Here is a 24753-nt window from a genome sequence, read left to right as displayed (position 1 = left end):
GTGGCTGCGATGCGGCTTCCCGACCGCATTGAAACTGCTGACCGACTTCGAGCCGCGCAGCTGGCTGCGGGAGGTCGCCGGCCACGGCCTCCACGGGCAGCGGCCACTGCACTGCAGGTGTCGAGGAGGGCCTTCCTGGCGCCCCGCCCGTCCTGGACTCCCGGCGAAGCGTCCCTGCACGGTCCTGCGCTGGCACCTCTAGAGTGCGCTATCGAATCCCCTGATCGGTGCGTTGTCAGCCATCGGTCAGAATCGGCGCCAACCAAGAAGGAGACATGGCCATGGAGCCGATCTGGCTGAAGCATTACCCGGCCGCCGTGCCGCGCGACATCGATCTGTCGCTCTATCCCAGCCTGGTCGATCTGCTGGACACGTCGTTCAAGAAGAACGCCGCCAAGCCCGCCTATCTGATGATGGGCAAGAGCGTCAGCTTCGCGCAGGTGGACGAGGCCTCGCGCGCCTTCGCCGCCTACCTGCAGAGCCTGGGCCTTGAGAAGGGCGACCGCGTCGCCATCATGATGCCCAACCTGTTCCAGTACCCGGTGGTGGTGGCCGCCGTGCTGCGCGCGGGCTACGTGGTCGTCAACGTGAACCCGCTGTACACGCCGCGCGAGCTGGAGCACCAGCTCAAGGACTCGGGCGCCAAGGCCATCGTCATCATCGAGAACTTCGCCTCGGTGCTGCAGCAGGTCATACGCAGCGTGCCCACCAAGCACGTCATCCTGGCCGCGATGGGCGACATGCTTGGCCTCAAGGGCCTGCTCGTCAACTACGTCGTGCGCAAGGTGAAGAAGATGGTGCCGGCCTTCGAGCTGCCGGGCGCCGTGCGCTTCAACGACGCGCTGGCCAAGGGCCGCGTCCTGACCTACCAGCCGCCCAGGCTGGGCCCGGACGACATCGCCGTGCTGCAGTACACCGGCGGCACCACCGGCGTGTCCAAGGGCGCGGTGCTGCTGCACCGCAACCTGGTCGCCAACATCCTGCAAAGCGAGGCCTGGTACCAGCCTGCGCTCAAGAAGATCCCCGCGGGCGAGCAGGTCGTCACCATCTGCGCGCTGCCGCTGTATCACATCTTCGGCTTCAACACGAACATGATGCTCTCCATGCACATGGGCGGCGCCAACGTGCTGATCCCGAATCCGCGCGACCTGCCGGCCATGTTCAAGGAGCTGGCCCAGCACCGTTTCCACAGCTTCCCGGCCGTCAACACGCTGTTCATGGCCATGGCCAACCACGCCGACTTCGGCACGGTGGACTGGAGCCGCCTCGTCATCTCGGTGGGCGGCGGCATGGCCGTGCAGCAGGCCACGGCCAAGCTGTGGCTGGAGAAGACTGGCTGCCCCATCGTCGAGGGTTATGGCCTGTCCGAGACGTCGCCGTCGGCCACCTGCAACCCGACCGACAGCACCGCCTACAGCGGCACCATAGGCCTGCCCATGCCGCTGACCGAGCTGCAGCTGCTGGACGACGACGGCAACGAACTGCCCGTGGGCGGTCAGCCCGGCGAGATCGCCATCCGCGGCCCGCAGGTCATGGCCGGCTACTGGCAGCGCCCCGACGAGACGGCCAAGGTCATGACGGCCGACGGCTACTTCCGCACGGGCGACATCGGCACCGTCGACGAACGGGGTTATTTCAAGATCGTCGACCGCAAGAAGGACATGATCCTGGTCAGCGGTTTCAACGTCTATCCGAACGAGGTCGAGGACGTGCTGACGCAGATGCCCGGCGTGCTGGAATGCGCGGCCGTCGGCGTGCCCGACGCCAAGGCCGGCGAGGCGGTGAAGGTCGTCATCGTGAAGAAAGACCCGAATATCACGGAGGCGGACGTGCGGGCCTATTGCGAAGCCAACCTGACGGGCTACAAACGTCCCAAGATCATCGAGTTCCGTACCGACCTGCCCAAGACGCCGGTCGGCAAGATCCTGCGCAGGGAGTTGCGGGACAAGAGCTGAACGCCTGCCCCCGATGACCCGCGAGCGCTGATCCCGCCCGTGGGCGAGGCCCGACAACGTGATCGACCAGTTGCACTCCAAGACTGACGCCGGCCGCGCGGAGATCCGGGCGCGGGCCCTGCCGCTGTCGCGCACGGCGCGCAATCTGCTGCTCGTGCTGGATGCCAGCAAGACGGCGGGCGAGTGGCTGCAGCTGGTGGCCGGCGCCACCGAGACCGACCTCGAAACCCTGCGCCAGCATGGGTTGATCGCACCCCAGGGCATGGGCGGCCAGACGCCGCGGCCCGCGCCGGTGGCTGCTGCGCCGGTGGCGGCCGTGGCCGACGGTGCCAGGCTGCTGGACCGCGCCGCCCTCTACATCTATCTGAGCGGCGAGGCGACCAAGCTGCTGGGGCCGTTCAAGGGCTACAACTTCGCGTTGGAGGTCGAGCGCGCCGACAGCCTGGCGGCCCTGCAGGCGCTGGCGCTGCAGCTCGTCGAGCGCGTGCACAAGGCCAAGGGCGCGGCGGCTGCAGCCGCCGTGCGCGGCGCGCTGGGCCTGCGCTGATCTGGGACACTGGCGGCCCGTCCGCCACCGCCCGCCGCCTTGCCCCGCTTCTTCGTCGACACCCCGCTCACCGCCGCCGGCGAGATCACATTGCCCGCCGGTGCCGCCCGCCATGTGCAGGTGCTGCGCATGCAACCTGGCGACACGCTGACGCTGTTCGATGGCAGCGGCCCGGAATGGCAGGCCGAGGTCACGGCGATGGGCCGCAGCGAGGTGCGCGTGAACCTGCTGCTGGCCGAGCAGCCGCAGCGCGAGCTGGCATGCGCCGTGACGCTGGCCATCGTCATGCCGGCCAACGACCGCATGGACTTCCTCGTCGAGAAGGCCACCGAGCTGGGCGCCGTGGCGCTGCAACCGCTGGTGGCCGAGCGTTCGGTGCTGCGCCTTGCAGGCGAGCGTGCCGACAAGAAGCGCGCCCACTGGCAGGGCGTTGCCATCGCGGCGGCCGAGCAGAGCGGCCGCACGGTGCCCACGCGCATCGAGCCCGTCATGTCGCTGGCGGCCTGGCTCTCGGCGCTGCCGGAGGCGGGCGCCGATGAATGGCGCGGCCTGCTGAGCCCGCGCGCGGCCACGCCGCTCGCGCCCTTGACGCAGCGACGCATGCTCTTCCTCAGCGGCCCCGAGGGCGGCCTGAGCGACGCCGAGGAAGACGCGGCCCGCGCGCGCGGCTTCGCGGCGATCACGCTGGGCCCGCGCATCCTGCGCGCCGACACGGCGCCGCTGGCCGTGCTGTCCTGGCTCTCGCTGACGACATGAACAAGAAGCTCGCGCTGCTTGTCCTGGCCCAGGGCCTCTTCCTCACCAACAACATCTGCTTCATGGCCATCAACGGCCTCGTGGGGCTGGCGCTGGCACCGCGGCCATGGATGGCGACGCTGCCCATCTGCGCCTACGTGGCCGGCGGCGCACTGATGGCACGTTGGGTGGGCCGTCACCAGCTGCGCTTCGGGCGGCGACGGGCCTTCCAGATCGGCCTGCTCGTGGCCATGGCCAGCTGCGCGGTCTCGCTGTCGAGCGTGCTGCACCAGCAGTTCTGGGGCGTCGTGATCGCGACGCTGATCGCCGGCTATTACAACGCCAACGCGGCCCTCTACCGCTTCGCGGCGACGGAGCTGGTACCGCCGGACAAGCGCGAGGCCGCAATCTCCTGGGTGCTGGCCGGCGGGTGTCTGGGCGCGGTGCTCGGGCCCTGGCTGGCCGGCACCAGCAAGAACCTGCTCGTGGCGCCGTTCGCGGGCACCTATCTGCTGCTGATAGCCGTTGCCGTGGGGAGCCTGCTGCTGGTGTCGCTGATCGACTTCCCGCCACTGGCCCGGCCCGCGCCCGGCGCGGGGGGCCGCTCCAGCGCCGAGCTGCTGCGCCAGCCGGTCTTCATGGTCGCGCTGGCCGCGAGTGCGCTCGGTTACGGTGTCATGAACCTGCTGATGGCGGCCACGCCCATTGCGATGGGTCAATGCAGCCTGCCCTTTGGCGACGCCGGCCGGGTGCTGCAATGGCATGTGCTGGGCATGTTCGTGCCCAGCTTCTTCACCGGGCCGCTGATCAAGCGCGTGGGCGTGCTTCCCGTGATGTCCGTGGGCGTGGCGCTCAACCTGGGCTGCGTTGCCTTCGCGCTGTCGGGCCAGGACCTGGACCACTTCCTCGGCGCGCTGCTGCTGCTGGGCGTGGGCTGGAACTTCCTCTACATCGGCGGCACCACGCTGTTCACCCAGGCCTATCGCCCCGAGGAGAAGACCCGTGCGCAGGGCCTGCTGGACACCGGCGTCTACGCGACGATGACGCTGACCTCGTTCTCCTCCGGCGCGCTGGTCACGACCGGCGGCTGGCAATGGATGAACTGGGCCAGCCTGCTGCCCATCGCGCTGTGCGCGCTCGCCCTGGCCGGGCTGGCGCTGCGTCAGCGCCGGTCGTGCTGAAGGTATTCAGCGGCCATCTGCCGGCCTATCCCCTCGGGCTTGAGCCGTGACAGCGCCTTCAGGTCCAGGTCGCGCTGCGTGACGAACAGCGGCGCGCCTATGCGCAGGCCCACGATGGCGCCGCCCTCGCCCAGGGCGGGCAGCAGCGGGTAGATACGCAGGCGCAACACCAGCGTGCCCTGCTCGTCGGCGAAGACCGCGGTCTCGGCCAGCGTGGTGCAGCGCAGGCGGTCGGCCTGCTGCAGCAGCGCAAGGCCGGCGCCCTCGGGATCGATCTGCACGCTGGACGCCGTCATCGGCATGGCGCGACGCCCCTCGCCGTCCAACGCGCCGGCCACGGCGGCGTTGAAGCGCTGGTTCAGCGCATCCCAGTCCGGCTCGCCCGGCGCCGGCGGGTTGCGGCCCTGGCCGAAGACCAGCGTGCAGGGCTGGGCCTGCGCGGCCACGGCACCCAGCGCGAGCAGTGCCGCGGCGATCCGCTCACGCGGGCGCATCACCCTCGCTGACCTTGCGCGCCGAGCCCTTGACGAGGTCGAAGCGGAACAGCCGGCATTCGATGGGGCCGTTCCACATCGGCACGCGACGCGACTCCTTCAGCCGCATCTTGCCCGGCAGCTTCATGTCGGGGCTGAGCATCCACGCCGTCCAGCCGGCGGGGTTCTCGGTGTACTGGCGCTTCCAGTGCGCGGCCAGGCGCGGGAAGAAGTCGTCACCCGCGTCGCGCTCCTCCGAGCCGCCGGCATCGCGCGTCATCGCCGCCTTGCCACGCACCTCGATCCGCTCGCCATAGGGCGGGTTCATGACGATGCTTCCCGGCATGCCCTCGGGCAGTTGCGGCGCGGGCCGCTCCAGCGCGTCGCCGCCGTTGAACTGGATGTACTGAGCCACGCCGGCACGCTCGGCATTGCGGCGCGCGAAGTCGACCATGCGGAAGGCCACGTCGCTGGCGTAGATGGGCACCGCGGGCGCATGGATGCGCGCGCGCGCGGCCTGCGTCAGCTCACCCCAGGCCGCCTTCATCGCCGGCGTGGCGAAGGGCAGCTGGCGCTCGAAGGCGAAGCGGCGTTGCAGGCCCGGCGCCGAGTCGCAGGCGATCAGCGCGGCCTCGATGGGGATGGTGCCGGAGCCGCAGCAGGGGTCGTGCAGCGCGCCCCCTTGCTCATTCGTGCCGCGCCAGCCGGCGGCGGCCAGCATCGCGGCGGCCAGTGTCTCCTTCAGCGGCGCGTCGCCCTTGTCGATGCGCCAGCCGCGCTTGAACAGCGGCTCGCCGGAAGTGTCGACATAGAGGGCCGCGCGCTCGGGGCCGACATGCAGCACCACGGGCAGGTCGGGCCGCTGCGTGTCCACGCTGGGGCGCTCGCCGGTGTGCTCGCGCAGCTGGTCGCAGATGGCGTCCTTGATGCGCAGGGCGGCGAAGTTCAGGCTCTTCAGCGGCGAGCGCTGCGCCGTCACGTCGATGCGCAGCGTGTGCCTGGGGCTCAACCAGTCGCGCCAGTCGACGCGGCGCGCCAGCGAATAGAGGTCGTCCTCGTGGCGGTAGGGGCCCTCGATGATCTCGACCAGCACGCGCTGCGCCAGCCGGCTCTCGAGATTGATGCGCAGGACGTCCTCGGCCGTGCCGAGCAGGCCGCAGCCACCGCGCAGGGCTTCCACTTTGCTGCGCACACCGGGCGGCAGGAAGCGTTTCAGCTCCTCCTCCAGCAGCGGCTCGACGCCGGCGGGGCAGGGTACGAAGAGGTTCAACTTGTTGGGCAGGCTCACCGGCGCATTGTCTCCGCTCCTACAATGACAGCGCTGCCATCACCTCTGCGAGTGCCGCCTGCCATGAAGCGATTCGCCCTGACCCTCGCCTTCCTGTTCACCGCGCTCCAGGCGCATGCCGCCGACCCAGCACCGGCCTTTCCGCCGCACACCCTCCCCGACACCCAGCTGCGCGCCCTGGCCAGGAACGCCGACGGCCGCAGCTACCAGCTGCACGTCCACCTGCCGGCCTCCTTCGCCAAGGAGCCCACGCGCCGCTATCCGGTGCTCTACGTGACCGACGGCTATTGGGACTTCCCGACCGTCGTCAGCTCCTACAACAACCTGGCCTACGACAAGGTCGTGCCCGAGTTCATCACCGTGGGCCTGGGCTATGTCGGCGACAACCCGGACTACGGCCTACTGCGCAACTGGGAGCTGTCGCCGGTGCGCATGAACCCGCTGTCCGCCAGCACCGGCAATGCCGACAGGTTCATCGCCGCGCTGGAGAAGGACATCTTTCCGCTGGTGGAGCGCGACTACCGCGGCGATCCGGCCCAGCGTTACCTGGCCGGCAGCTCGCTGGGCGGCCTGTTCGCGCTGCACGCGATGTATGCCAGGCCCGAGCTGTTCAAGGGCTATATCGCCGCCAGCCCGGCGGTCGTCGTCGGCGGTGACTGGATCATCGGCCGGGCCAAGGCCTATGCCGCCACAGGCAAGCCCATCAAGGCCAGGCTCTACGTGACCGGTGCGGAGAGCGAATGGCCCGCCTTCCTTGCGGGCATCAAGCGCTACCAGGCGCTGCTGCCGGAGCTGAAGCATCCGGAACTGGTGTACGAGTACCGCGGCATCGACGGCGAGCGCCATGCGGGCACCAAGGCCGAGAGCTACACGCGCGGCATGCGCTTCGTGTTCGCCCCGCTGGCGCCGGAGACGGGGCCCTCGCGGGACTAGGCATGAAGCTTCGGTAGGTTGCAGCGGGTGTCCATGCGCCCCGGCAAGCGCAAGGACGGTGCCGAGACCTTCCTGCGCGCTGCCCTTGCCTGATCGTGCCGGGCTGGGCCTGATGCTCCAGCGCCTGATCACGGACTACGGGCCCGCCTTCCATTCACAGCCGTTCCGTGACTCCAGCCGGCGCGCTGTGAGCGGGCTTGCTACGGTCGTCCCTGCGCCTCGTCGGATGAGCCCGCATGGCCGTGCCCGCGTGGAACTGCTTCTACACGGGCACCCGCCGCACCATGGCATCGGCTGCCTACCGCCTATGTCCGAATCCCGCGGTCACGAAAGAACCTCTCGACCCGTCACAGCTAGAGCGCCAGCGCCACCACCGTCGGCGCCCCAGTGAAGCGCATCACGCCGGCGTCCAGCACCGCCGCGGCGACGCCCAGCATGACGCCCATGCCCATGCCGTAGCCCGGACAGGCATGCGGCGGCGGGCCGGCCGGGTCGGCGCGGTCGCCGCCGAAGGCGACATGGTGGCGCAGCGGGTCCTGCTGGGTGGCCGAGCCCAGGCCGACGATCAGCGTGTCGCCGACCGTCACGTCGACCAGCCCCAGGCGGTGGTCGCCCAGCACACGGCGCCAGATCTGGAAGGGCGTGGGGCGCTGGTTCAGCGTCGCCACCAGCGTCGGGCGCAGCCGGGCGACAGCCTCGACATAGCGCTGGGCATCGATCACGGCCTCCGACACCTCGTGCCAGACCGGCTGCAGGTCCCACAGCTTGCGCGTCTGCACCCAGGCGCCCAGCGCGGTCAGCAGGTTGGCGTGCGTCGTCGGCGGGAAGCCGAGCATGACGCCGGCCAGCGTGCGTGCGGGGAGGTCCGCCGACGCGCCGGGCACGGCCTCGACGGCCTTGACGATCTTCTCGGTCAACGCCGGCCATTGCGCCCGCGGCGTCTGCTGCAGCCAGGCCGTCGTGGCGGCCAGGAAGCCCTGGCCGGCCTTGCGGCCGGTGTCGCTGACGAAGGCGCTGGGATGCGGACCGAAGACATGGCGCGACACCTGGAACAGCGCGCGCGGGCAGCGCGGCGGTTCGGGGTGTGTGGGCGGGTGCAGCTCCGTGCCCCAGACCAGCCGGCCGTCCGGCATGCCGAACCAGAGGCGGCACAGCGCGGCCAGCACGCCTTCGCTGAGGCGCTCCAGGTCCAGCGGCGTGTCGGTCGGGATGCCGTCGGGCTTCTGGTCGGCCGGGAACGCGTCCAGCAGCGCGCGGGCCTCCTGCTTCAGGTCGGCCAGCCCCTTGCGGGCGATGGCGTAGGCGGCCAGGAAGGCTTCGGCCTCGCTGACCTGCTCCAGCGCCTTGTTGACCTCGGGCGCCTGTTCCTTGTGGCCGTTGTCATCGTCCATGCCGAGGAAGCCCTCGCCGATGGAGTCGCGCATGCGCTCGCCATAGCCCTTGTTGGAGTAGAGCGCGGACTGGTTGCGCAGCACGTCGCAGACCCGCTCCGGCGCGCCCACCAGCACGCCGTAGGCGGTGCGGGCGACGCCGCCCGGCTGGGCACGCACCCAGGCCCAGGCGAGGTCGCGGGTGTTGGTGTCCTCCAGCCAGCGCTGCCAGGCGGCGAAGTCGTCCGGCGCGGGCGCCCTCAGCGGCACGGGCGTGGGGGCCGGCAACGGCAGGGGCAGCTCGACCAGCGCCGGCAAGGCCTTGAGCGCCGGGATGGAGGGCACGAAGAAGTAGGCACCCCATTGCAGCGTGACGAAAGGCTGGCTGCCGAGGTCGATCTCGTAGGGCTTGCCGGCATGCTCAAAAGGGTAGAGGCGCCTGCCCTGGCTGGGGTCGACGACGCCCAGCAGCGGGTCGCTCTGCGCCGAATAGCCGCCACTGGCGTTGGCGCCGGCCATCCAGCGCTGCACGACCTCGAACTGCTCGGCCAGGTGGGCGTTGTAGGCCATGAAGACCAGGCCGCGGTCGTCCTTGTCATTGGGGTTGAGGCGGTCCGGCGGCGGACCGTAGCTCATGCCGCGGCGCAGGATGCGCGGCATGCGGCCCGTGAGTGCGGAGTCCGGCGCCTGGTCGCGCGGGTTGGCGCGGCGGATATGGGCGTGGAAGGGGCAGGCCGAGCCGCGCGGGTCGTGCTCGTAGTTGAAGTCGTTGCGGTCCGTGCTCTCGTCGGCCAGCGCCTTGCCATCCAGGCGGCGGCCCATCAGCTTGGCCAGCAGCAGCTCGCGGGGCAGGTTGATGCGCTTGGCCTCATGCTCGATGCAGTCGTGCAGCCGGCCGGTGTACTGGCGCAGCTTGCGCACCGCGAGGAAGCTGCCGCAATCCAGCAGCGCGTCGGGCTGCTCGGGTACGGGCCAGCCCTTGTCGCGCTGAGTGGCAAAGCCCTGCACGATCTCGCCCTCGGGCACCTGGTCGTTCCAGTGCCTGTGCTCGACCGGGTCCAGGCCGGGCTGGCTGATGCCGTCCTTGAAGCCGAAGTTCTCGCGGTCGGCGCTGTTGCTGCGCATGGGTTCGACGGCCATCAGCGACAGGCCCGTGCCTTCGGTCAGCCGTCGGCCGGCGGCGGCGATGCGCGCGCGGTCGTCGTCCGTCAGCGCCTCGCCGCCGTTCGGGTTGTGGAAGCGCACCTGCACCAACAGGTGGGCGCCGGCCGGGTCGAAGCGATCGCGCTGGTTGACATGCGGCGCCAGCGCCCAGTGGCTGGGGTGGTTGTGGCGCACGTCGCCCAGCAGGCCGGCGCGGGTGGCCATGCCCTCCTTGAAGGCCTGCGGGAAGCGCGCCAGGCGCGACTCCGGGACGCCCAGCGCCCTCAGGCCGGCCATTGTCAATGCCAGCTGCTGCCAGATGCCGTCGGTACCCGCCTTGCCACCTTCGGCCTGCACCGGCGCGGTGGACAGCCAGGCCAGCGCGCGGGCCGGCTGCTCGATGCGCAGCAGCAGCAGCGCGCCGCGGTTGGCGGGCAGCCGGGTCAGCATGCCGGCCTGCAGCTGGCCGCGGTCCAGCGTCAGCCGGGCGGGCGGCGTGGCGGGAGGCGGCAGCTGGGCCTCGAACCAGGCCAGCATCTCGTGGTGGCGCAGGCGCAGGCTCTCGCCGGGCGTCAGCTGCACGGCCGGCGTGCCCGGCGCGGGCCTGGGGAACTGCGTGGCCGTACCCAGCTGGGTCAGCTCGAAGAGCACGTCCTGCGTGGCGCGCAGCAGGCAGGCGCCGTCGGGCGCGCCCGGGCGGAAGAAGCGCTGCAGCGTGAACAGCCCGGCCAGCGGCACCAGGCCGCGCGCGGCCATCGCGAAGCGCTCCGCCGGCTGGTCCGGGCCAGGCAGGGGCTTGACCTGGCCCGATGAGGGCGCACGCAGGCGGTCGGCCTTGAGCTCGTCGGCATGGCCGCGCTGGGCGGCCTCCAGCAGCGCCAGGTATTCGGCGTCGCCCACCGTGCGGCCGGACTCGATGAACAGGAAGTCAGCCGAGATCTCGTGGGCGCGCACCCAGCGCGAATAGGTCTCGAAGCTGCAGTTGCACGAGAGCTGGTAGCCCTCGGTGTGGCACAGCATCAGGTCCAGCGTGGAACCGAGCTGGTCCCAGATGACCCGCATATAGGGTTCCCAGCCGCCATCGAAGTTGACGCACAGCAGCAGGCGGTCGGGCGTACCGTCCCGGCCCTCGACGACGGCCCAGCGGAAGGAATGGACGATGCGCCAGCGGGCGACGATGTCGGTGTAGGGCGAGGCCGGCGAGCTGGACTCGCGCGAACCCAGGCGCAGGCCGTTGAGCGTGCGCAGCACCTTGCGCAGCCGGTCCACATAGGTGACGACCTCGAGGGCGTCGACGAAGCCTGATTTGATGTCTGCCAGCAGCACCAGGTCGGTGATGCCGCCGAGTTGGACGTCGTTGCCACGTGCCATGCCTGTTCTCCCTTGGTTTGACCGGGAAAGTATCCGGCACCGCCCGACCGCCGCGTCAGGGGACGACCCTCAGGTTTGACGATGCTCGTCCGCGCCGGCTGCATTTCATCCGCGAAAAGCAGCAACCTATCGCAAACCCTTAGTTCTCTCGCCCACCTCGGCACACACTGGCGCCCAGACACAGAGAGGACAACACCATGAACCGCATCAGCACCACCACCACCCGCACCACCCGCCTGCATGCCGTCAGCGCCACCGCCCTGGTCGCCCTGACCGCCCTGACCGGCGCCGCCTGGATGACCCTCACGGTCCCGGACGAGGCGCCCGAGGTGGTGAAGCTGGATCGCGTCGTCATCGAAGGCGTCCGCACGCCTGCGCCTGCCGTCGCGCAGCTGCCCCGTGTCGTCATCGAGGGGCGCCGCAACGCGGGCACCCAGGTCGCCAGCGCCTGCGTCGCGCCGGCGGTCTGCTGAGTCAGCGGCCGAGCACCCGAAGAATCTCGCGGCCATAGGCCTCGAGCTTCTTCGCCCCGACACCACTGATCTCGCCCAGCTCGGCGAGGTCGCCCGGCACGACGCGCGCCATCTCGGCCAGCGTCGTGTTCTGGAAGATGACGTAGGCCGGCAGGCCATGCTCCTTGGCCACTTCGGAGCGCCAGGCCTTCAGCGCCTCGAAGCGCTCCTGCCCCTCGGCATCCAGGCCCAGCGCCGGGTCGATCCTGGGCCTGGCCCCGCCACGCGATGACTTGGCGCGGGACTTCTTCTCCTCCGCCTCGCGCAGCCTCACCTCCACCTCGCCCTTGAGCACCGCGCGGGCGCTGTCCTGCAGCGCCAGCGTGTTGAACTCGCCCTCGGTGGCAACATGGCCCAGCGCGATCAGCTGGCGCAGCACGGCCCGCCACTGCTGCTCCGACAGGTCCGCGCCGCAGCCCCAGGTGGACAGCGACTCGTGGCCGTACTGGCGCGTCTTGTCGGTCGCCTTGCCACGCAGCACGTCGATCAGGTGGCCGGCGCCGAAGCGCTCGCCGCGCTGGTGGAAGCGGTAGATGCAGCTCAAGAGCTTGCGCGCCGCTTCGGTCGCGTCCCAGGTCTGCGGCGGGTTCAGGCAGTTGTCGCAGTTGCCGCAGGGCCTGGATTCCTCGCCGAAATAGGCCAGCAGCCGCACGCGCCGGCAGTCGGTCGCCTCGGCCAGCGCCAGCAGCGCATCCAGCTTGCCGCGCTGGCCCTGCTTGAAGGTCTCGTCGGCCGGGCTCTCGTCGATCATGCGGCGCTGGTTGACGACGTCGGCCAGGCCATAAGTCATCCAGGCCTCGGCCGGCGCGCCGTCGCGGCCGGCGCGGCCCGTCTCCTGGTAGTAGGCCTCGATGTTCTTGGGCAGGTCCAGGTGGGCGACGAAGCGCACGTCGGGCTTGTCTATGCCCATGCCGAAGGCGATGGTGGCCACCATGATGAGGTCATCCTCCCGCAGAAAGCGGTCCTGGTGGCGACGGCGCATGTCGGCGTCCAGGCCGGCGTGGTAGGGCAGGGCGTTCAGGCCCTCGCTCTGCAGCCACTGGGCCGTCTCCTCCACTTTCTTGCGGCTCTGGCAGTAGACGACGCCGGCCTCGCCCTCGTGCTCGTCACGCACGAAGCGCAACAGCTGCTCGCGCGGCGAGCCGTTCTTCTCGACGATGAGATAGCGGATGTTGGGGCGGTCGAAACTGCTGATGAAGACCCGCGCCTCCTGCAGCTGCAGGCGCTCGATGATGTCGGCGCGCGTCAGCTCGTCGGCCGTCGCGGTCAGCGCGACGCGCGGCACGTCGGGGAAGCGCTCGTGCAGCAGGCTGAGCTGCAGGTACTCGGAGCGGAAGTCATGGCCCCACTGGCTGACGCAGTGCGCCTCGTCGATGGCGAACATCGACAGCAGGCCGCGTTCATGCAGCGAGCTCAGCTGGGCCAGGAAGCGCGGCGTCGTGATGCGCTCCGGCGCCGCGTAGAGCAGCGTCAGCCGTCCGCTCATCATCTCGCGCTCGATGCGGCTGGCCTCCTCGCCGGTCAGGCTGGAGTTCAGGAAGGCCGCGTGCACGCCGGCCTCCTCCAGCGCGCCGACCTGGTCGTGCATCAACGCGATCAGGGGGCTCACGACGATGGCCACGCCCTGGCCGCGCTGGTGGCGCAGGATGGCGGGCACCTGGTAGCACAGACTCTTGCCGCCGCCCGTGGGCATCAGCACGAGTGCGTCGCCGCCGGCGGCCACCTGCTCGACGATGTCGGCCTGCTGGCCACGGAAGGCGGTGTAGCCGAAGACTGCTGACAGGACCTGGTGCGCGGCGGATTGCGGGTCGTCGGTCGGGCTTGGAAGATGCGCGGGCGGATTCATTCAGCCGCCATTGTCCCAGGAGCCTTCCCATGCCCACATCCGCCGAGTTGCGCGAGCGCCTGATCCGCAATTTCAAAGACGCGCCGCGCGAACGCTTCCTGCGCCCGCCGCGCTACGACAGCGAGACCGCCTCGATGACCAAGGGCACGGCCGCCCGGCAGATGGGCGCGAGCTTTGACATCGTCGCGCCCGGCCAGCAGAGCTGCCCCTACCACTTCCACCATGCGGAGGAGGAGATGTTCATCGTCATCCAGGGACAGGGCACGCTGCGCGTGGCGGGCGAGCGGCTGCCCATCAAGGCCGGCGACGTCATCACCATCCCGGCGGGACCGGACTACCCGCACCACATCATCAACACCTCGGACGCGCCGCTGCATTACCTGTCCATCAGCACGCACAAGGAGCCGGAGATCTGCGTCTACCCGGACTCCGGCAAGGTGGGCAGCTTCGCGCCCGGGCTGCGCCTGCTGCAGCGGCGCGAGGCGGGGCTGGACTACTGGGACGGCGAGCCCTGAGAGGGGCAGGCGTCAGTAATGCGGCGGCAGCTCGTCGCGCAGGCTGCGCACGCCGCCCGGCTCTCCCGCGGCGGCGGCACGGTCGCGCAGCTCCACCAGCTCGCGCACCAGGCGGTCGATCTGGGCCTGCTGGCGCACGACGACCTGGTTGAGCTGCTCCACCGTGTCCTCGGCGAAGCTGGCCTTGATCTCCAGGTCGGTGATGCGCTGTTCCAGGGTTTGCAGGTTGTCCATGCCCGTATTGGACGCTATGGCGCCGCGAGCCGGAATTCGACGCGCGCCCAGCGGCCCAGGCCGTCCATCACCGTGAGGCGGTGTTCGCCGGCGCGCGCCACGTGCAGCGTCTGCGCGGCGCCGGCCGTGGCGCTGGCGGCCATCCACTGGCCGTCCAGCAGCCAGGTCAGGCCCTGCTGCGCGCCGATGGCCTGCAGCTTCAGCACGACGTCCTGCCGGCCCGGCGCGGGGCGCAGCACGGTACCGGGCTCCAGGCCCACGACACGCAGCCGGTTCGCGACCGGCTCGTGCGGCGCGCAGTCGGCACGCCAGGGCAGGCGCTCCAGCGGATGGCGCTGTTCGGCATCGAGGAAGGGGCCCAGCAGCGCCGGCCAGCGCACGGCCTCGGCGCGCTCGGCGGAGGGCTCGCAGCCCGGCTGCACGCGCTGGCCGGACGCCACCCAGACGGGCTCCAGCAGCGCCCCCGGGCGCAGCCGGTCGGGCAGCGTCGGCGGCACGGCGCCATCCAGCGCCCAGGCGGTGCGGTGCTGCAGGCACAGCGCAGGCGGCGTGGCGGCTTCGGCCAGGCCTTGCGGCCAGCAGATGGGCACCGCCGTGACGCCGGCGGGCCGGCGCCGCGGCGCGAGCTGCTGGCGGGCCTCGTCCGGCCCCAGCGCGGCGGCCAGGTCGCGCAGCAGCGGCGCCGCGGAGTTGGCGCCGAAGTGGCCGGGGTTGGGCGTGCCGTCGGGTCGGCCGATCCACACGCCCAAGGTGTAGCGGTCCGTCACGCCCAGCGCCCAGGCGTCGCGGAAGCCGAAGCTGGTGCCCGTCTTCCACGCGACGCGCTGGCCACTCTCGCGGAACGGGCTGCCGGGCCGGCCACCGTTCTCCAGGATCTCGCGCACGATGAAGGCCGCGCCCTCGCTCATCAGCCGCGACTCCTTCAGCGGCTCATCGGCCGTCAGCCGCGGCCGCGCGGCCACGCCACCGCGTGCCAGCGCCGTGTAGGCGCCCACCAGCTCCTCCAGCGTCGTGCTGCCGCCGCCGAGGATGAGGCTGAGGTTGGGCGCTGCGTTGGCAGGCATGCGCAGCTTCACGCCCGCGTTGCGCAGCCGGCCGGCGAAGCGCTCGGGGCCGAGGCGGTCCAGCAAGTCCACGGCCGGCACGTTCAGCGAGCGCTGCAGCGCCTCGGCCACGCTGACCGGGCCGGAGAAGTCGGCCTGGAAATTGCCCGGCGCATAGCCGCCGAAGTTCTGCGGCGCGTCGATGAGCAGGCTCTCGGAATGAATGAGGCCTTCGTCCAGCGCCATGCCGTACAGGAAGGGCTTCAGCGTGGAGCCCGGCGAGCGCCGCGCGCGCACCATGTCGACGTGGGCGCCGCGGCGCGCATCGGTGAAGTCGGCCGAACCGACATAGCCGCGCACGGCCAGCGTGCGGTTGTCGACGACCAGCGCGGCCAGCGACACCGCGTCGGGCAGGCTGTTGAGCCGGTCCGTCAGCAGCTGCTCCAGCCGCGCCTGCAGGCCGGCGTCCAGCGTCGTCTGGATGACGGCCGGCTTGCGGCCCTGATGCTTCGCGTCCTGCCGCACGCGCTCGGCCGCCAGTGGCGCCAGCCAGCGCGCACGCAGCGGCGGTGCGAAGACACGCTCCAGCTTCGCGTCGGCCACGTCGGCGGCGCTCCAGACGCCGAGCGTCTGCATGCGCGTCAGCACCTTGTCGCGCGCGGCCTGCGCGGCCTGCACGGCGCGGTCCGGCCGCAGCCGCGTGGGCGACTGCGGTAGCGCGACGAGCAGCGCGGCCTCGGCCTTGGACAGATCTGCCGACCCCTTGCCGAGGTAGGCACGGCTGGCCGTCTCCACGCCCTCCAGCGGCCCACCCATGGGCGCGAGGTTCAGGTAGAGCGACAGGATCTCGTGCTTGCCGAGGTGCAGCTCGAGCTGCAGCGCGCGCACGATCTGGCGCAGCTTGGCGGGGATGCTACGGCCCGCCGCCTTGTCATCGACGAGCCGCGCGACCTGCATCGTCAGCGTGGACCCGCCCGACACGATGCGCCCATGCCGCGCCCACTGCCAGGCCGCACGCGCGAGGGCCACCGGGTTCACGCCCGGATGCCAGCGGAACCAGCGGTCCTCGTAGTGCAGCAGCGCCTCGACATAGTTCGGCGACACGGCCTCGGGCGTCGTCGGGTGCCGCTGCGCGCCGTCGTCGCCCGGCCACGCACGCAGCGGCGTGCCGTCGGCGGCGAGGACGGTCAGCGTGGCGGAGTCGGCTGCGGGGCTGGGGAGGGGAAAGGCGAAGTCGAGCGCGAGGATGGCGAGGAGCAGCGCGGCAAGGCCGAGCTCGAAGCGGCGCAGTCGGCTCATGGCGGGAGATTCAGCGCGGACTGGACGCCGCCTTCGCCGCCCGCACCTGCTGCAACTCCGACTTCAGCCATTGCGCACTCTCCACCGGTGCCTTGCCTGCGCAACGCACGAGGTAGGGCTTGCCACTCATGCTGCTGGACGACGCACCGCGCTCGATGAACTGCTCGGCGGTCTGCACCATGTCCTTGCCTTCAAGGTAGTCCAGCTTCTTCAGCAGGTGCGCCCTGGCTTCGACGCCGGCATACCAGCTGCCGTTGCGGTTGAACTCGCAGCCGGAGGATTGCAGCTTGACCAGCAAGGCATCGACCTCCGCGCGGGCGGCCTGCGGCAGCGGAGCGGCGTGAGCCGTCACGGTGGCCGCGACCAGGAGCAGTAGAAGAATGGGCTTGTGCATGGAAGTTCAGGGCGAGGCTGCGATGGCCATCAACTCGCCGCGGCAGCCGGGCGCCAGCGAGCGGGCCTCCATCACCGCTTGTCCACCACCGTGATCTCCCCCTCCACCTTGCCGATGCCGCGGATCTCCGGCCGATACATATCCTCCGCAAACGTCGCCGGCACCACGTACCGGCCCGGCGTCACGGCGCGCACCAGGTAGAACAGGTCCAGCGGCTGGCCCAGCTGCGCGGCGGCAACGAATCGGTCGTCGCGGTACTCGGTGTGGACGATGCGATCGTTGGCATTGGCCTGCGCGACGTTGACCCCGTCCACCGTGAACTCGCCGGCCTGCGGGCCCTGGCTCAGGTTGAGGTTCTCGATCTCGAAGCCGGCCGGGATACGGTCCACGACGAGGCCGTCCCTGATGTTCTGGCTGGCCTTCACGCGCAGGCGCACGACGAACATCTCGCCGGTCGTGAACTGGCGTGCCGTCACGGGCTTGCCGTCGGTCGTGAACATCGCGCGCTCGACCGAGATGCGGTCGCTCGTCGGCGCCAGCGGCCTGGTTGGATAGCCCTGCGCCGTGACGTCGAGGTAGAGCGGCGCGCCGCCGTCGTTCTTCAGCGCGATGCCGCTCCTGAGCTGGCCCAGGTCGAAGCTCTGCTGGCCGACGCCGCGGCCGGCCCACGCGTCGGCCTTGGCGCCGACGCTCAGCGTCGCCTTCCAGGCATCGTCCTTGCCGGCACCGTCGGTGGCGGCCTGCACGGCGAGGAACAGGGCCAGGCGCTCCTGCGTGGAGTAGTAGTTGCGGCGGCCAAAGTCATCGGACAAGTCGAACAGCAGGTTCTCGCGCTTCTCGTGCGCGACCTTGTGGCGCAGCAGCAGCGCATAGGCCAGCGCGCGGTCGCGCACGCGCGAGCCATAGTCACCCAGCCACTGGCCCCAGCCGCTATTCGGGTCGTCGGGCTGGTAGCCGTATCCGCGGGTCATCGCATCGTCCAACGCCGCCTTGGCGCGGCTCTCGTCGCCCATCAGCTTCAGTGCCAGGCCGAGCTGCACCAGCGGCAGCGGCGACAGCGCATGGCTGCGGTACTGGTCGTGCAGCGTGCGCAGCGTGGCCAGCGGTGCCTTCTGTTCGCGGGCCAGGATGTAGCCGGCATGCGCGGCCTCGGCGAAGCGCTGGTGCGCCAGGCGCAGCGTCTCGGCGTCGCGCCAGTCGGCGATGCGGCCCTTGTCGTCGCGCCTGGGCGACTTGGCCGGCGTGGTCTGCTGCGCCGGGGCGCGCTGGAACTGCTCCAGCAGGTTGTCCAGCGAGCGCTTCAGCTGGGCCTCGGGCACGGCGAAGCCGGCGTCGCGCGCGTCCTGCAGGAAGCCGGTCACGTAGGCGCTCAGCCAGCCGTCATACGACCCGCTCGCGGCCCACAGACCGTAGCCGCCCCTGGGCTGCTGCATGCCGGCCAGGCGTGCGAAGGCGGCATCCAGCCGCTTCGCACGCTCCTCTCGCGGCACCGGCTTCAGGCCCCAGCGCTTCGCCGCATCGTCGTCGATGAAGACCAGCGGGTAGGCGCTGGACGTCGTCTGCTCGAGGCAGCCGTAGGGGTACATCAGGAGACCCTGCACCTGGTCCTTGATGTCGATGGGCGGCGTGTTGGAGATGCTCAGGGACAGGCTGGCCGAGCCCGACCAGTAGGCGTCGAGCAGTGCCTTGTCCAGCGCCTGCGTGGCGCCGGCTTCCAGACGGACGCGCCGGCTCTCACGCGTCAGCGGCGTGACGGGCTGCACCTGCAACGCGGCCTCGCGCGTCAGGTTGAGCGCGCCCGCGCTGACCTTCACGGTGACGGGCGCAAGGCCCCACGCGTCCAGCGCCTCGGCCTGGAAACGCAGGATCTGGCGCTGCTTGTCGTTGAGCCGGATCGGCTCGGCGCTGCCGGTGATCTTCACCGGGCCGGTGGACGTGACGGCCACCCTCACGTCCTGCGCGCTTCCGCTGAGGTTGGTCACGTCCAGCGCGATCGTGGCCTTGTCGCCGGGCGATACGAAGCGCGGCATGTTCAGCTCGGCCACCAGGGGCGCGGCGACCACGGTGTCCGCCTGCGCCGAGCCGTAGCTGTCGGCGCCGGACGCGACGGCCATCACGCGCAGCGTGCCGTTGAAGTCCGGCAGCTTCAGGTTGATCGTCGCCTCGCCCTTGGCGTCCAGCTGCACGGGGCCGCTGAACAGGTCTACCAGCAGCACCTTGCGCGGCATGCTCTGCGTGTCGCGCTTGCCGGCGTCGCCGCCAAAGCGCTGCTTGGCGACATTGCCTTCCATCTTCTCGATGAGGCGGCCGTAAAGGTCCAGCATGTCCGCGCCGTAGCGATGCTTGCCGAAGAAGAAGTCCTGTGGGTCGGGCGTCTTGAAGCTGGTGATGTTCAGGATGCCCACGTCCACGGCGCTGACGGTGACGATGGCCGGCTTTCCGGCAAGCTGCGGCGCCTTCACGACGACCGGCAGCGGCACGGATGGCTGCGCCTTGGCCGGCACCGTCAGCGCCACCCTGGCCTTGCGGTCCTCGCGGTTCAGCGGCAGGTGCACCAGGCCCAGTGCGCGGGCGGGCGTCACGCGATCGCCCTGGCTGCCAGGGCGGAAGGCGGCGACGGTGACGTAGATGTCGTGCCGCGCCCAGCTCGCATCGGCCGAGACCGGGATGGACAGCTCGGTGCCGCTCGCCTTCACGGGGATGCGCTTGGTCCACAGCACGCGGTCGCCCTCGACGGTGACGATGGCCTCGCCGTCATGCGGCGCCTTGATGGACAGCTTGGCCACGTCACCTGGCTTGAAGGGCGCGCCCTGCAGCCTGAGCTGCACGCGATCGGGCCGGTTGCCGATGTCGTCGGCGTCCTGCGCGCCGTAGCCGGCGTAGAAGCCGTAGCGCAGCGCCAGGCCGGTCTCGGGGTCGGTCACTTCCAGGCGGTAGCGGCCCCAGCGCACGGGCAGCGCGATCTTCGTGCGCGTCGTCAGCGCGAGGCTGCGCGCCTCGACCAGCTCCTCGTTGACGTTGAAACCGGAGTTCCAGCCGCGGCCGTCGTCATAACGCCAGTACCACTGGCGCTCCTCGTAGATGAGCTTGAGCTGCACTTCCTTGGCCGGCTTGAAGCCGCCGGTCGCGTCCACGCGCGCCAGCTCGAACTCGGCGAGGCCACCTTCTGGCGCGACGTTGCGGTCGAACAGCGGCCGCGCGCCGATGAGCACCGGCGCGGGCCACCAGGCGCGCTCCAGCGAGCGCACGACCGGCCGGCCGCCGGATTCCAGCAGGCTGAAGGCCGCGCGCAGCTTCATCGGCGACTTGCGCTCGCCGAAGGCGGTGGCGATGGCCACGCTGGCCTTGCCGCTCTCGTCCAGCTCCTGCTCGGGCAGGTCCTGCCGGTTCTTGGCCTTGTCGTCGGCCAGGTCGCCGAAGATGAAACCGGGCAGCTTGGCCGGCAGCGGCATCAGCAGCCGCTCGGAGTAGGCGCTGGCCTGCAGCCGGTTGCCGGCGGCGGGGGCACCGTAGAGGTAGTCGCCCTGCGCCTGCACGGTGACGCCGGCGTCTCCCGTGAGCGTGGCCTCGGGCGCACTGAGCGAAAGCTTCATGCGCTCGGGCAGGAACTCCTCGACCTTGAAGGCCCATTGCGCATCGGGCTGGCGCGCGCCGGGGTCGACGCGAGCCTGCAGCGTCCAGCCACCGGTGGGTGCATCGGCCGGCAGCGCGATGGCCTGCTGGTAGTAGCCGGTGCCCAGCTTGCCCGGCTGCACCAGTTGCTCGACGAGCTTGCTGCCGTCCGGCTTCTTGACCGTCAGCGTGAGGGGCAAGGGCTTGGGCAGCGGCTTGCCGTCGGCATCGCGCGCCAGCACAGAGATCTGGAAGGTCTCGCCGGGCCGGTACAGGTCGCGGCCCGCGTAGACGAAGAGCTTGTTGCTGCGCGACGGGTGGCCGGTGGCATCGAACTCGCTGAGGTCCAGCGCCGCGTCGCGCAGCGACAGCACGGACATCTCCTTGCCGCCTCGGCGCGCGATGACGGCGCGGGCCTTGTCGCCGATCCTGCCGTCGGCACCGGTGAAGACCGCATGGCCGTCGCTGTCGGTCTGCACCTGGGCGAGTGCCTTGCCCGCCTCGTCGACGAGGCTGAGTTCGATGCCCGACAGCGCGCCGCCGCTCTTCAGCGACGTGGTGAACACGTCGATCTGCGCGGCGTGGCGGCGCAGGTGCAGGCCGATGTCGGTGACGTAGTAATGCGTGACCTGGTAGTCCCAGCCGAAGCGGCCTGGCTGGTTCATGACGGCCACGTAGATGCCGGGCTCCTGCAGCTCCTTGATGCGCTCCACCGGCAGGAAGCTGACGTTGCGGCGGTTGGGCCGCGCATCGGTCGTGAAGCGGCCGATGTAGACGCTGTCGCTCATCGCGCGCAGCTCGTCCAGCAGCCAGCCGCCCACGGTGCCCTTGAGGCGGCGCTGGTTGTCGCTGTAGCCGTCGTAGTAGTAACCGCCCTCGCCGTCCTCCTCGCCGGCATTGGCCTTGCGCTCGCGGCGGCCCCCCACCTGCTCCAGGAAGGCGGGCAGCGACTCGGGCTTGATGCGCAAGAACTGCACGTCCACCTCGGGCGTGTTGACCGTCACGACCGGCAGGCCGCCGTTCTCGCCGGCCGGCAGCACCAGGCCGCGGCTGGCGAAGTAGTAGCTGTCGGGCATGGCCTCGCTGACGGCCTCGCAGTTCTGCGCCGTGGCCAGCTTGGCACCCGAGCGGGCGGCCAGATCGGGCTTGAGCGCGATGCGGAAGCTGCGGTCCGGCGTCGCGAACGGCAGGTAGAGCACGCGCGGGTTGTCGCCCAGCACCCAGCGGGCGGCCAGCGGCTTGAAGCTGGCGTCAGGTGGCGGAGTCTTCCTATCGCCCGCCCCGGCGGGCGCGGCGCCTTCCTGCGCGGTGACGAGGGCGCCGAAGTCCTGGCGCGAGTCCAGCGGCTGCGTGAAGCTGACCGCGATGGCCGGCGAGCCGTCCAGCAGGCGCGGCTTGCAGTCCATCAGCGCGAAGGCCGTCTGTTCGCCGACCTCGGCGCTGCTGGGCAGGCCCGGGCCGGCACTCCTCTGCCAGGCCCACCAGCCCGCGCCCGCCACCACGCCCGCACCGACCAGGCCCAGGACGGCCTTCTGCCACGCCACCATGGAGATCCTCCCCGCTATGTGGCGGCGAGTTTAGGCATGCGGCGGGGCTGTCACGACATGGCGCGCTAAGGTTTCTTTTCACCTCGGGCGTTGACCGAGCCCATGCCCGACACCGAGCGCTGCACCGACGGGTTGCCGAAGTAGTCCACCGAGCCGATGCCGGAGATGTGGGCGGACAGGTCGTCCGTGACCCACAGCACCACATTGCCCAGGCCGCTGACGTTGACGCGGGCGCGCTGCGCCTGCAGGCGCTCGGCGATGACCTTGCCCTTGCCGGAGATCTGCAGCGCCAGGTCGTCCACCCGGCCGCCCAACTGGCCGTCGCCGGCGCCGGAGATGGTGAAGACGAGCTGGCGCGCCTCCAGCTGGTCCAGCCTCACGTTGCCGGCACCGCTGATGCTGAGCTTGAGCTGGTCGGCGCGCAGCGGGCCGGGCGCCTGCACGTCGCTGGCGCCGGAGACCGACAGCTGGCGCAGCTCGCGCATCTCCACCTGAACGAAGAGCTTGCCGTTGCGCCAGATCTTCCAGCCGCCGGTGGGGCGGATGACCAGCTGGCGGTCGGCCAGCTCGACCTCGACGCCCTTCTGCGCCTCGTCGTCGCCGGCGATGAAAGCCTGGTCGCGGTCACCCTGCACGACGACGACGCGGGCGGAGCCGGCCAGTTCGAGGCGGTCGAAGCTGCCGGGTGCGTAGACCTTGCCCGGCCCGGCGGGCAGCGCCATGGGCGCGGGGCGCGCCGCTGGCGCGGGATGGGCGATGGGGGCCGGGCTGGCCGGCGCCGCCGGCGGCGCGGGCTGGGCCGCGGCCAGGCCGGTGGCCGCCAGCAGGGACAGGGCGAGGCTCTTCATAGCGACTGCTCCCTCAACATCTTGGACACCTCGCGGTTGGCGGTGATGCGCGTGCCATCGCGCAGCTGCACGACAAGCTGCGAGTTCTCGTCGGGCGTCATGCTTTCGACGAAGTCCAGGTTGACGATGCAGCCGCGCTGTACGCGCAGGAAGCGGGTCGGGTCCAGCCGCGTCTCGAAGTCGGCGATGGGCAGGCGCACCAGGAAGCTGCGGCCCTTGCTGGTGATGGCGGTGTACTTGTTGTCCGAGCGCAGGCACTCGATGGCGTCCACCTGCAGCGGGAAGATCTTGCCCTGGTCGCGCACCAGCAGCCGGGTCAGCGGCGCGTCTGCCGGCGCCCCCAGCGCCTGCGCCACATCGGCGGCGCTGGGCGCGGCGTCGCGCAGCGCATGGGCCACCGCCTCGTCGAAGCGCTCGCGCGAGAAGGGCTTGAGCAGGTAGTCCACCGCATGCAGCTCGAAGGCCGTCAGCGCATGCTGGTCGTAGGCCGTCGTGAAGATGATGCGCGGCTGGTGGGCATCGCCCTGCAGCGCTTGCACCACCTGCAGGCCGGTCAGGCCGGGCATCTGGATGTCGGTCAGCACCAGGGCGGGCTTGAGGGCGCGGATCTGTGCCAGCGCATCCTCGCCGTCCTCGCAGACGGCCACCAGTTGTAGGCCCGGCGTGGCCCTGACCCAGTCGGCCAGCGCCTCGGCGGCCAGGTGCTCGTCCTCGGCGATCAGAACGGTGGTGTTGCTCATGTCTGTGGAATGAAGAGGTCGACGCGGAAGCCCGCGCCGGGGGCCGTGTGGATGCGCAGGCGCGCCTGGCCGTCGTAGTCCAGCGCGAAGCGCTTCTTCAGCGCCGCAAGGCCTACGCCTCGGCGCTGGCCGGGCCTGGGCTCCAGCGCCTCGGGCTCACAGCCCGGGCCGTCGTCGGCGACGGCCAGGTCCAGGCCATGGTTGAGCGCGTTGCGGCGCGCGGTGATGGTCACGCGGCCGCCGCCCTTGCGCGGCGCGACGGCGTGCAGGATGGAGTTCTCGACCAGCGGCTGCAGCGTCAGCGGCGGCAGTTCGTCGGCCAGCACGCGTTCCTCCAGTTCCCAGTCCACGCGCAGCCGCGGGCCCAGGCGCAGCGCCTCCAGCGCCAGGTAGTCACGCAGGAAGTCGATCTCGTCGGACAGCATCACGCGGTCCTCGGCACCGCGCTTGGTGTCCAGCACATAGCGCAGCATGGACGCGAACTTCAGCAGCGCGGCCTCCGCGGCGGCGGGGTCCTTGCGGGTCAGCGCGATCAGCGAGTTCAGCGTGTTGAACAGGAAATGCGGGTTGAGCTTGCCGCTGATGGCCGACAGCTCGGCCTTGGCCAGCGCGCTCTCGGCCTGGGCCGTGGCCACGGCCGCGGCGCGCGCCGCCCGCGCCTGCAGCACGGCCGTGAATGCGGTGGCGATGGTGGCGTAGACGACGACGCCCCAGACCGAGCGCCACAGCAGCCCGGCCAGCAGCACCGCGCCCGCATGGTCGGTGCCGAACAGCCAGGTGTTGACGGCGAACTCGCCCGCCTGCCACAGCGCCGCAAAGGCCAGCGCCGCCAGCACATGGGCCAGCGCCGTCGCGGCCGGGCCGGCATCGCCCGCATGCAGGCGGCGCGCCAGCGGCCAGACGGCGATGCCCAGCAGCATGGGCGCCCAGAGCATGGTGGTGGCCTGGTAGACGGCCAGCCAGAACGGGTCCAGGCCGCGGTCGAACTCGCTGCCGGCCAGCACGAACAGGCACCAGGCCAGTGCGCAGCAGCCGGCGTAGGCCAGCCAGAGGCGGGCGTTGCGGGTGCGAGGGGCCAGAGTGTTCATGGCTTCATCTTAGGGAGACTGGCCGCCCGGGCGACAGACGGGGAGACGAAGTGCGGGCTCCTGGGTGCAGGATGCGGTC

General features: G+C 70.9%; 18 protein-coding genes. 7 read left to right on the top strand and 11 right to left on the bottom strand.

The genetic code is table 11. The features are described 5' to 3' along the window. The first annotated feature begins 281 nt into the window (after positions 1–281). From JOY88_RS05720 to JOY88_RS05705, 4 genes are all read left to right on the top strand, one after another. On the top strand, positions 282–1955 hold the full coding sequence (locus JOY88_RS05720) for a long-chain-fatty-acid--CoA ligase (RefSeq protein WP_293501121.1): 1674 nt from the start codon (positions 282–284) through the stop codon (positions 1953–1955). 70 nt (positions 1956–2025) lie between these two features. Continuing rightward, a complete protein-coding gene (locus JOY88_RS05715) occupies positions 2026–2502 on the top strand; it encodes a hypothetical protein (protein WP_293501119.1) in 477 nt (158 codons plus the stop codon). 39 nt (positions 2503–2541) lie between these two features. Next, positions 2542–3258: a 16S rRNA (uracil(1498)-N(3))-methyltransferase gene (locus tag JOY88_RS05710; RefSeq protein ID WP_293501117.1), complete on the top strand. Its 717-nt coding sequence runs from the start codon at positions 2542–2544 to the stop codon at positions 3256–3258. After that, entirely contained in the window at positions 3255–4418 is a 1164-nt protein-coding gene (locus JOY88_RS05705) for an MFS transporter (protein ID WP_293501115.1), read from the top strand. The genes JOY88_RS05710 and JOY88_RS05705 overlap by 4 nt, the downstream gene beginning before the upstream one ends. On the opposite strand, the gene JOY88_RS05700 is transcribed toward JOY88_RS05705, so the two are convergent. Together JOY88_RS05700 and JOY88_RS05695 are read right to left on the bottom strand one after the other, a co-directional pair. Then, positions 4400–4915, bottom strand: a complete 516-nt coding sequence (locus tag JOY88_RS05700; RefSeq protein ID WP_293501113.1) for a hypothetical protein — start codon at positions 4913–4915, stop codon at positions 4400–4402. The two genes, JOY88_RS05705 and JOY88_RS05700, sit on opposite strands and share 19 nt — an antisense overlap. Beyond that, entirely contained in the window at positions 4899–6179 is a 1281-nt protein-coding gene (locus JOY88_RS05695) for a THUMP domain-containing protein (protein WP_524539188.1), read from the bottom strand. The genes JOY88_RS05700 and JOY88_RS05695 overlap by 17 nt, the downstream gene beginning before the upstream one ends. A 63-nt stretch (positions 6180–6242) precedes the next feature. Between JOY88_RS05695 and JOY88_RS05690 the strand changes: the two genes are divergently transcribed. After that, the gene (locus JOY88_RS05690; protein ID WP_293501111.1) at positions 6243–7112 is read left to right on the top strand and encodes an alpha/beta hydrolase; all 870 of its coding nucleotides are present in this window, start codon (positions 6243–6245) and stop codon (positions 7110–7112) included. A 353-nt stretch (positions 7113–7465) separates the two neighbouring features. On the opposite strand, the gene JOY88_RS05685 is transcribed toward JOY88_RS05690, so the two are convergent. Beyond that, on the bottom strand, positions 7466–10996 hold the full coding sequence (locus tag JOY88_RS05685; protein ID WP_293501109.1) for a Dyp-type peroxidase domain-containing protein: 3531 nt from the start codon (positions 10994–10996) through the stop codon (positions 7466–7468). Between the two features lie 197 nt (positions 10997–11193). Between JOY88_RS05685 and JOY88_RS05680 the strand changes: the two genes are divergently transcribed. Beyond that, positions 11194–11469, top strand: coding sequence for a hypothetical protein (locus tag JOY88_RS05680; protein WP_293501107.1), 276 nt, complete (start codon positions 11194–11196; stop codon positions 11467–11469). A gap of 1 nt (position 11470) precedes the next feature. Here the strand turns inward: JOY88_RS05680 and recQ are convergent, their stop codons facing one another. Continuing rightward, positions 11471–13354, bottom strand: coding sequence for a DNA helicase RecQ (gene recQ / locus JOY88_RS05675; protein ID WP_293501105.1), 1884 nt, complete (start codon positions 13352–13354; stop codon positions 11471–11473). 29 nt (positions 13355–13383) lie between these two features. Between recQ and JOY88_RS05670 the strand changes: the two genes are divergently transcribed. Next, entirely contained in the window at positions 13384–13869 is a 486-nt protein-coding gene (locus tag JOY88_RS05670; protein WP_293501103.1) for a cupin domain-containing protein, read from the top strand. 12 nt (positions 13870–13881) lie between these two features. Here the strand turns inward: JOY88_RS05670 and JOY88_RS05665 are convergent, their stop codons facing one another. From JOY88_RS05665 to JOY88_RS05635, 7 genes are all read right to left on the bottom strand, one after another. Continuing rightward, positions 13882–14103 (bottom strand): SlyX family protein, encoded by a 222-nt coding sequence (locus tag JOY88_RS05665; RefSeq protein WP_293501101.1) that lies wholly within the window; start codon positions 14101–14103, stop codon positions 13882–13884. Between the two features lie 14 nt (positions 14104–14117). Then, positions 14118–16445: a penicillin-binding protein 1C gene (gene pbpC / locus JOY88_RS05660; RefSeq protein WP_293501099.1), complete on the bottom strand. Its 2328-nt coding sequence runs from the start codon at positions 16443–16445 to the stop codon at positions 14118–14120. A 10-nt stretch (positions 16446–16455) separates the two neighbouring features. Next, complete coding sequence (locus tag JOY88_RS05655) at positions 16456–16839, bottom strand: YfeK family protein (RefSeq protein ID WP_293501097.1); 384 nt, start codon at positions 16837–16839, stop codon at positions 16456–16458. 71 nt (positions 16840–16910) lie between these two features. Then, entirely contained in the window at positions 16911–21998 is a 5088-nt protein-coding gene (locus JOY88_RS05650; protein WP_293501095.1) for an alpha-2-macroglobulin family protein, read from the bottom strand. Positions 21999–22063: 65 nt separating this feature from the next. Further along, positions 22064–22846, bottom strand: a complete 783-nt coding sequence (locus JOY88_RS05645) for a head GIN domain-containing protein (protein ID WP_293501094.1) — start codon at positions 22844–22846, stop codon at positions 22064–22066. Beyond that, the gene (locus JOY88_RS05640; protein WP_293501092.1) at positions 22843–23586 is read right to left on the bottom strand and encodes a LytR/AlgR family response regulator transcription factor; all 744 of its coding nucleotides are present in this window, start codon (positions 23584–23586) and stop codon (positions 22843–22845) included. The genes JOY88_RS05645 and JOY88_RS05640 overlap by 4 nt, the downstream gene beginning before the upstream one ends. Then, positions 23583–24674, bottom strand: coding sequence for a sensor histidine kinase (locus JOY88_RS05635; RefSeq protein WP_293501091.1), 1092 nt, complete (start codon positions 24672–24674; stop codon positions 23583–23585). The genes JOY88_RS05640 and JOY88_RS05635 overlap by 4 nt, the downstream gene beginning before the upstream one ends. Positions 24675–24753 lie beyond the last annotated feature (79 nt).

Origin of the sequence: Roseateles sp. (assembly GCF_019237615.1) — a bacterium.
In the GTDB taxonomy this organism is placed as follows: Bacteria; Pseudomonadota; Gammaproteobacteria; order Burkholderiales; family Burkholderiaceae_C; genus Pelomonas.
This window is presented reverse-complemented; position numbering and strand designations above follow the sequence as displayed.

Bases quoted from the DNA above. Each gene is read 5' to 3' on its own strand.
- JOY88_RS05720 (WP_293501121.1), top strand. From the start codon at position 282: ATGGAGCCGATCTGGCTGAAGCATTACCCGGCCGCCGTGCCGCGCGAC.
- JOY88_RS05705 (WP_293501115.1), top strand. From the start codon at position 3,255: ATGAACAAGAAGCTCGCGCTGCTTGTCCTGGCCCAGGGCCTCTTCCTC.
- JOY88_RS05690 (WP_293501111.1), top strand. From the start codon at position 6,243: ATGAAGCGATTCGCCCTGACCCTCGCCTTCCTGTTCACCGCGCTCCAG.
- JOY88_RS05685 (WP_293501109.1), bottom strand. From the start codon at position 10,996: ATGGCACGTGGCAACGACGTCCAACTCGGCGGCATCACCGACCTGGTG.
- JOY88_RS05680 (WP_293501107.1), top strand. From the start codon at position 11,194: ATGAACCGCATCAGCACCACCACCACCCGCACCACCCGCCTGCATGCC.
- recQ (WP_293501105.1), bottom strand. From the start codon at position 13,354: ATGAATCCGCCCGCGCATCTTCCAAGCCCGACCGACGACCCGCAATCC.
- JOY88_RS05670 (WP_293501103.1), top strand. From the start codon at position 13,384: ATGCCCACATCCGCCGAGTTGCGCGAGCGCCTGATCCGCAATTTCAAA.
- JOY88_RS05665 (WP_293501101.1), bottom strand. From the start codon at position 14,103: ATGGACAACCTGCAAACCCTGGAACAGCGCATCACCGACCTGGAGATC.
- pbpC (WP_293501099.1), bottom strand. From the start codon at position 16,445: ATGAGCCGACTGCGCCGCTTCGAGCTCGGCCTTGCCGCGCTGCTCCTC.
- JOY88_RS05655 (WP_293501097.1), bottom strand. From the start codon at position 16,839: ATGCACAAGCCCATTCTTCTACTGCTCCTGGTCGCGGCCACCGTGACG.
- JOY88_RS05650 (WP_293501095.1), bottom strand. From the start codon at position 21,998: ATGGTGGCGTGGCAGAAGGCCGTCCTGGGCCTGGTCGGTGCGGGCGTG.
- JOY88_RS05645 (WP_293501094.1), bottom strand. From the start codon at position 22,846: ATGAAGAGCCTCGCCCTGTCCCTGCTGGCGGCCACCGGCCTGGCCGCG.
- JOY88_RS05640 (WP_293501092.1), bottom strand. From the start codon at position 23,586: ATGAGCAACACCACCGTTCTGATCGCCGAGGACGAGCACCTGGCCGCC.
- JOY88_RS05635 (WP_293501091.1), bottom strand. From the start codon at position 24,674: ATGAACACTCTGGCCCCTCGCACCCGCAACGCCCGCCTCTGGCTGGCC.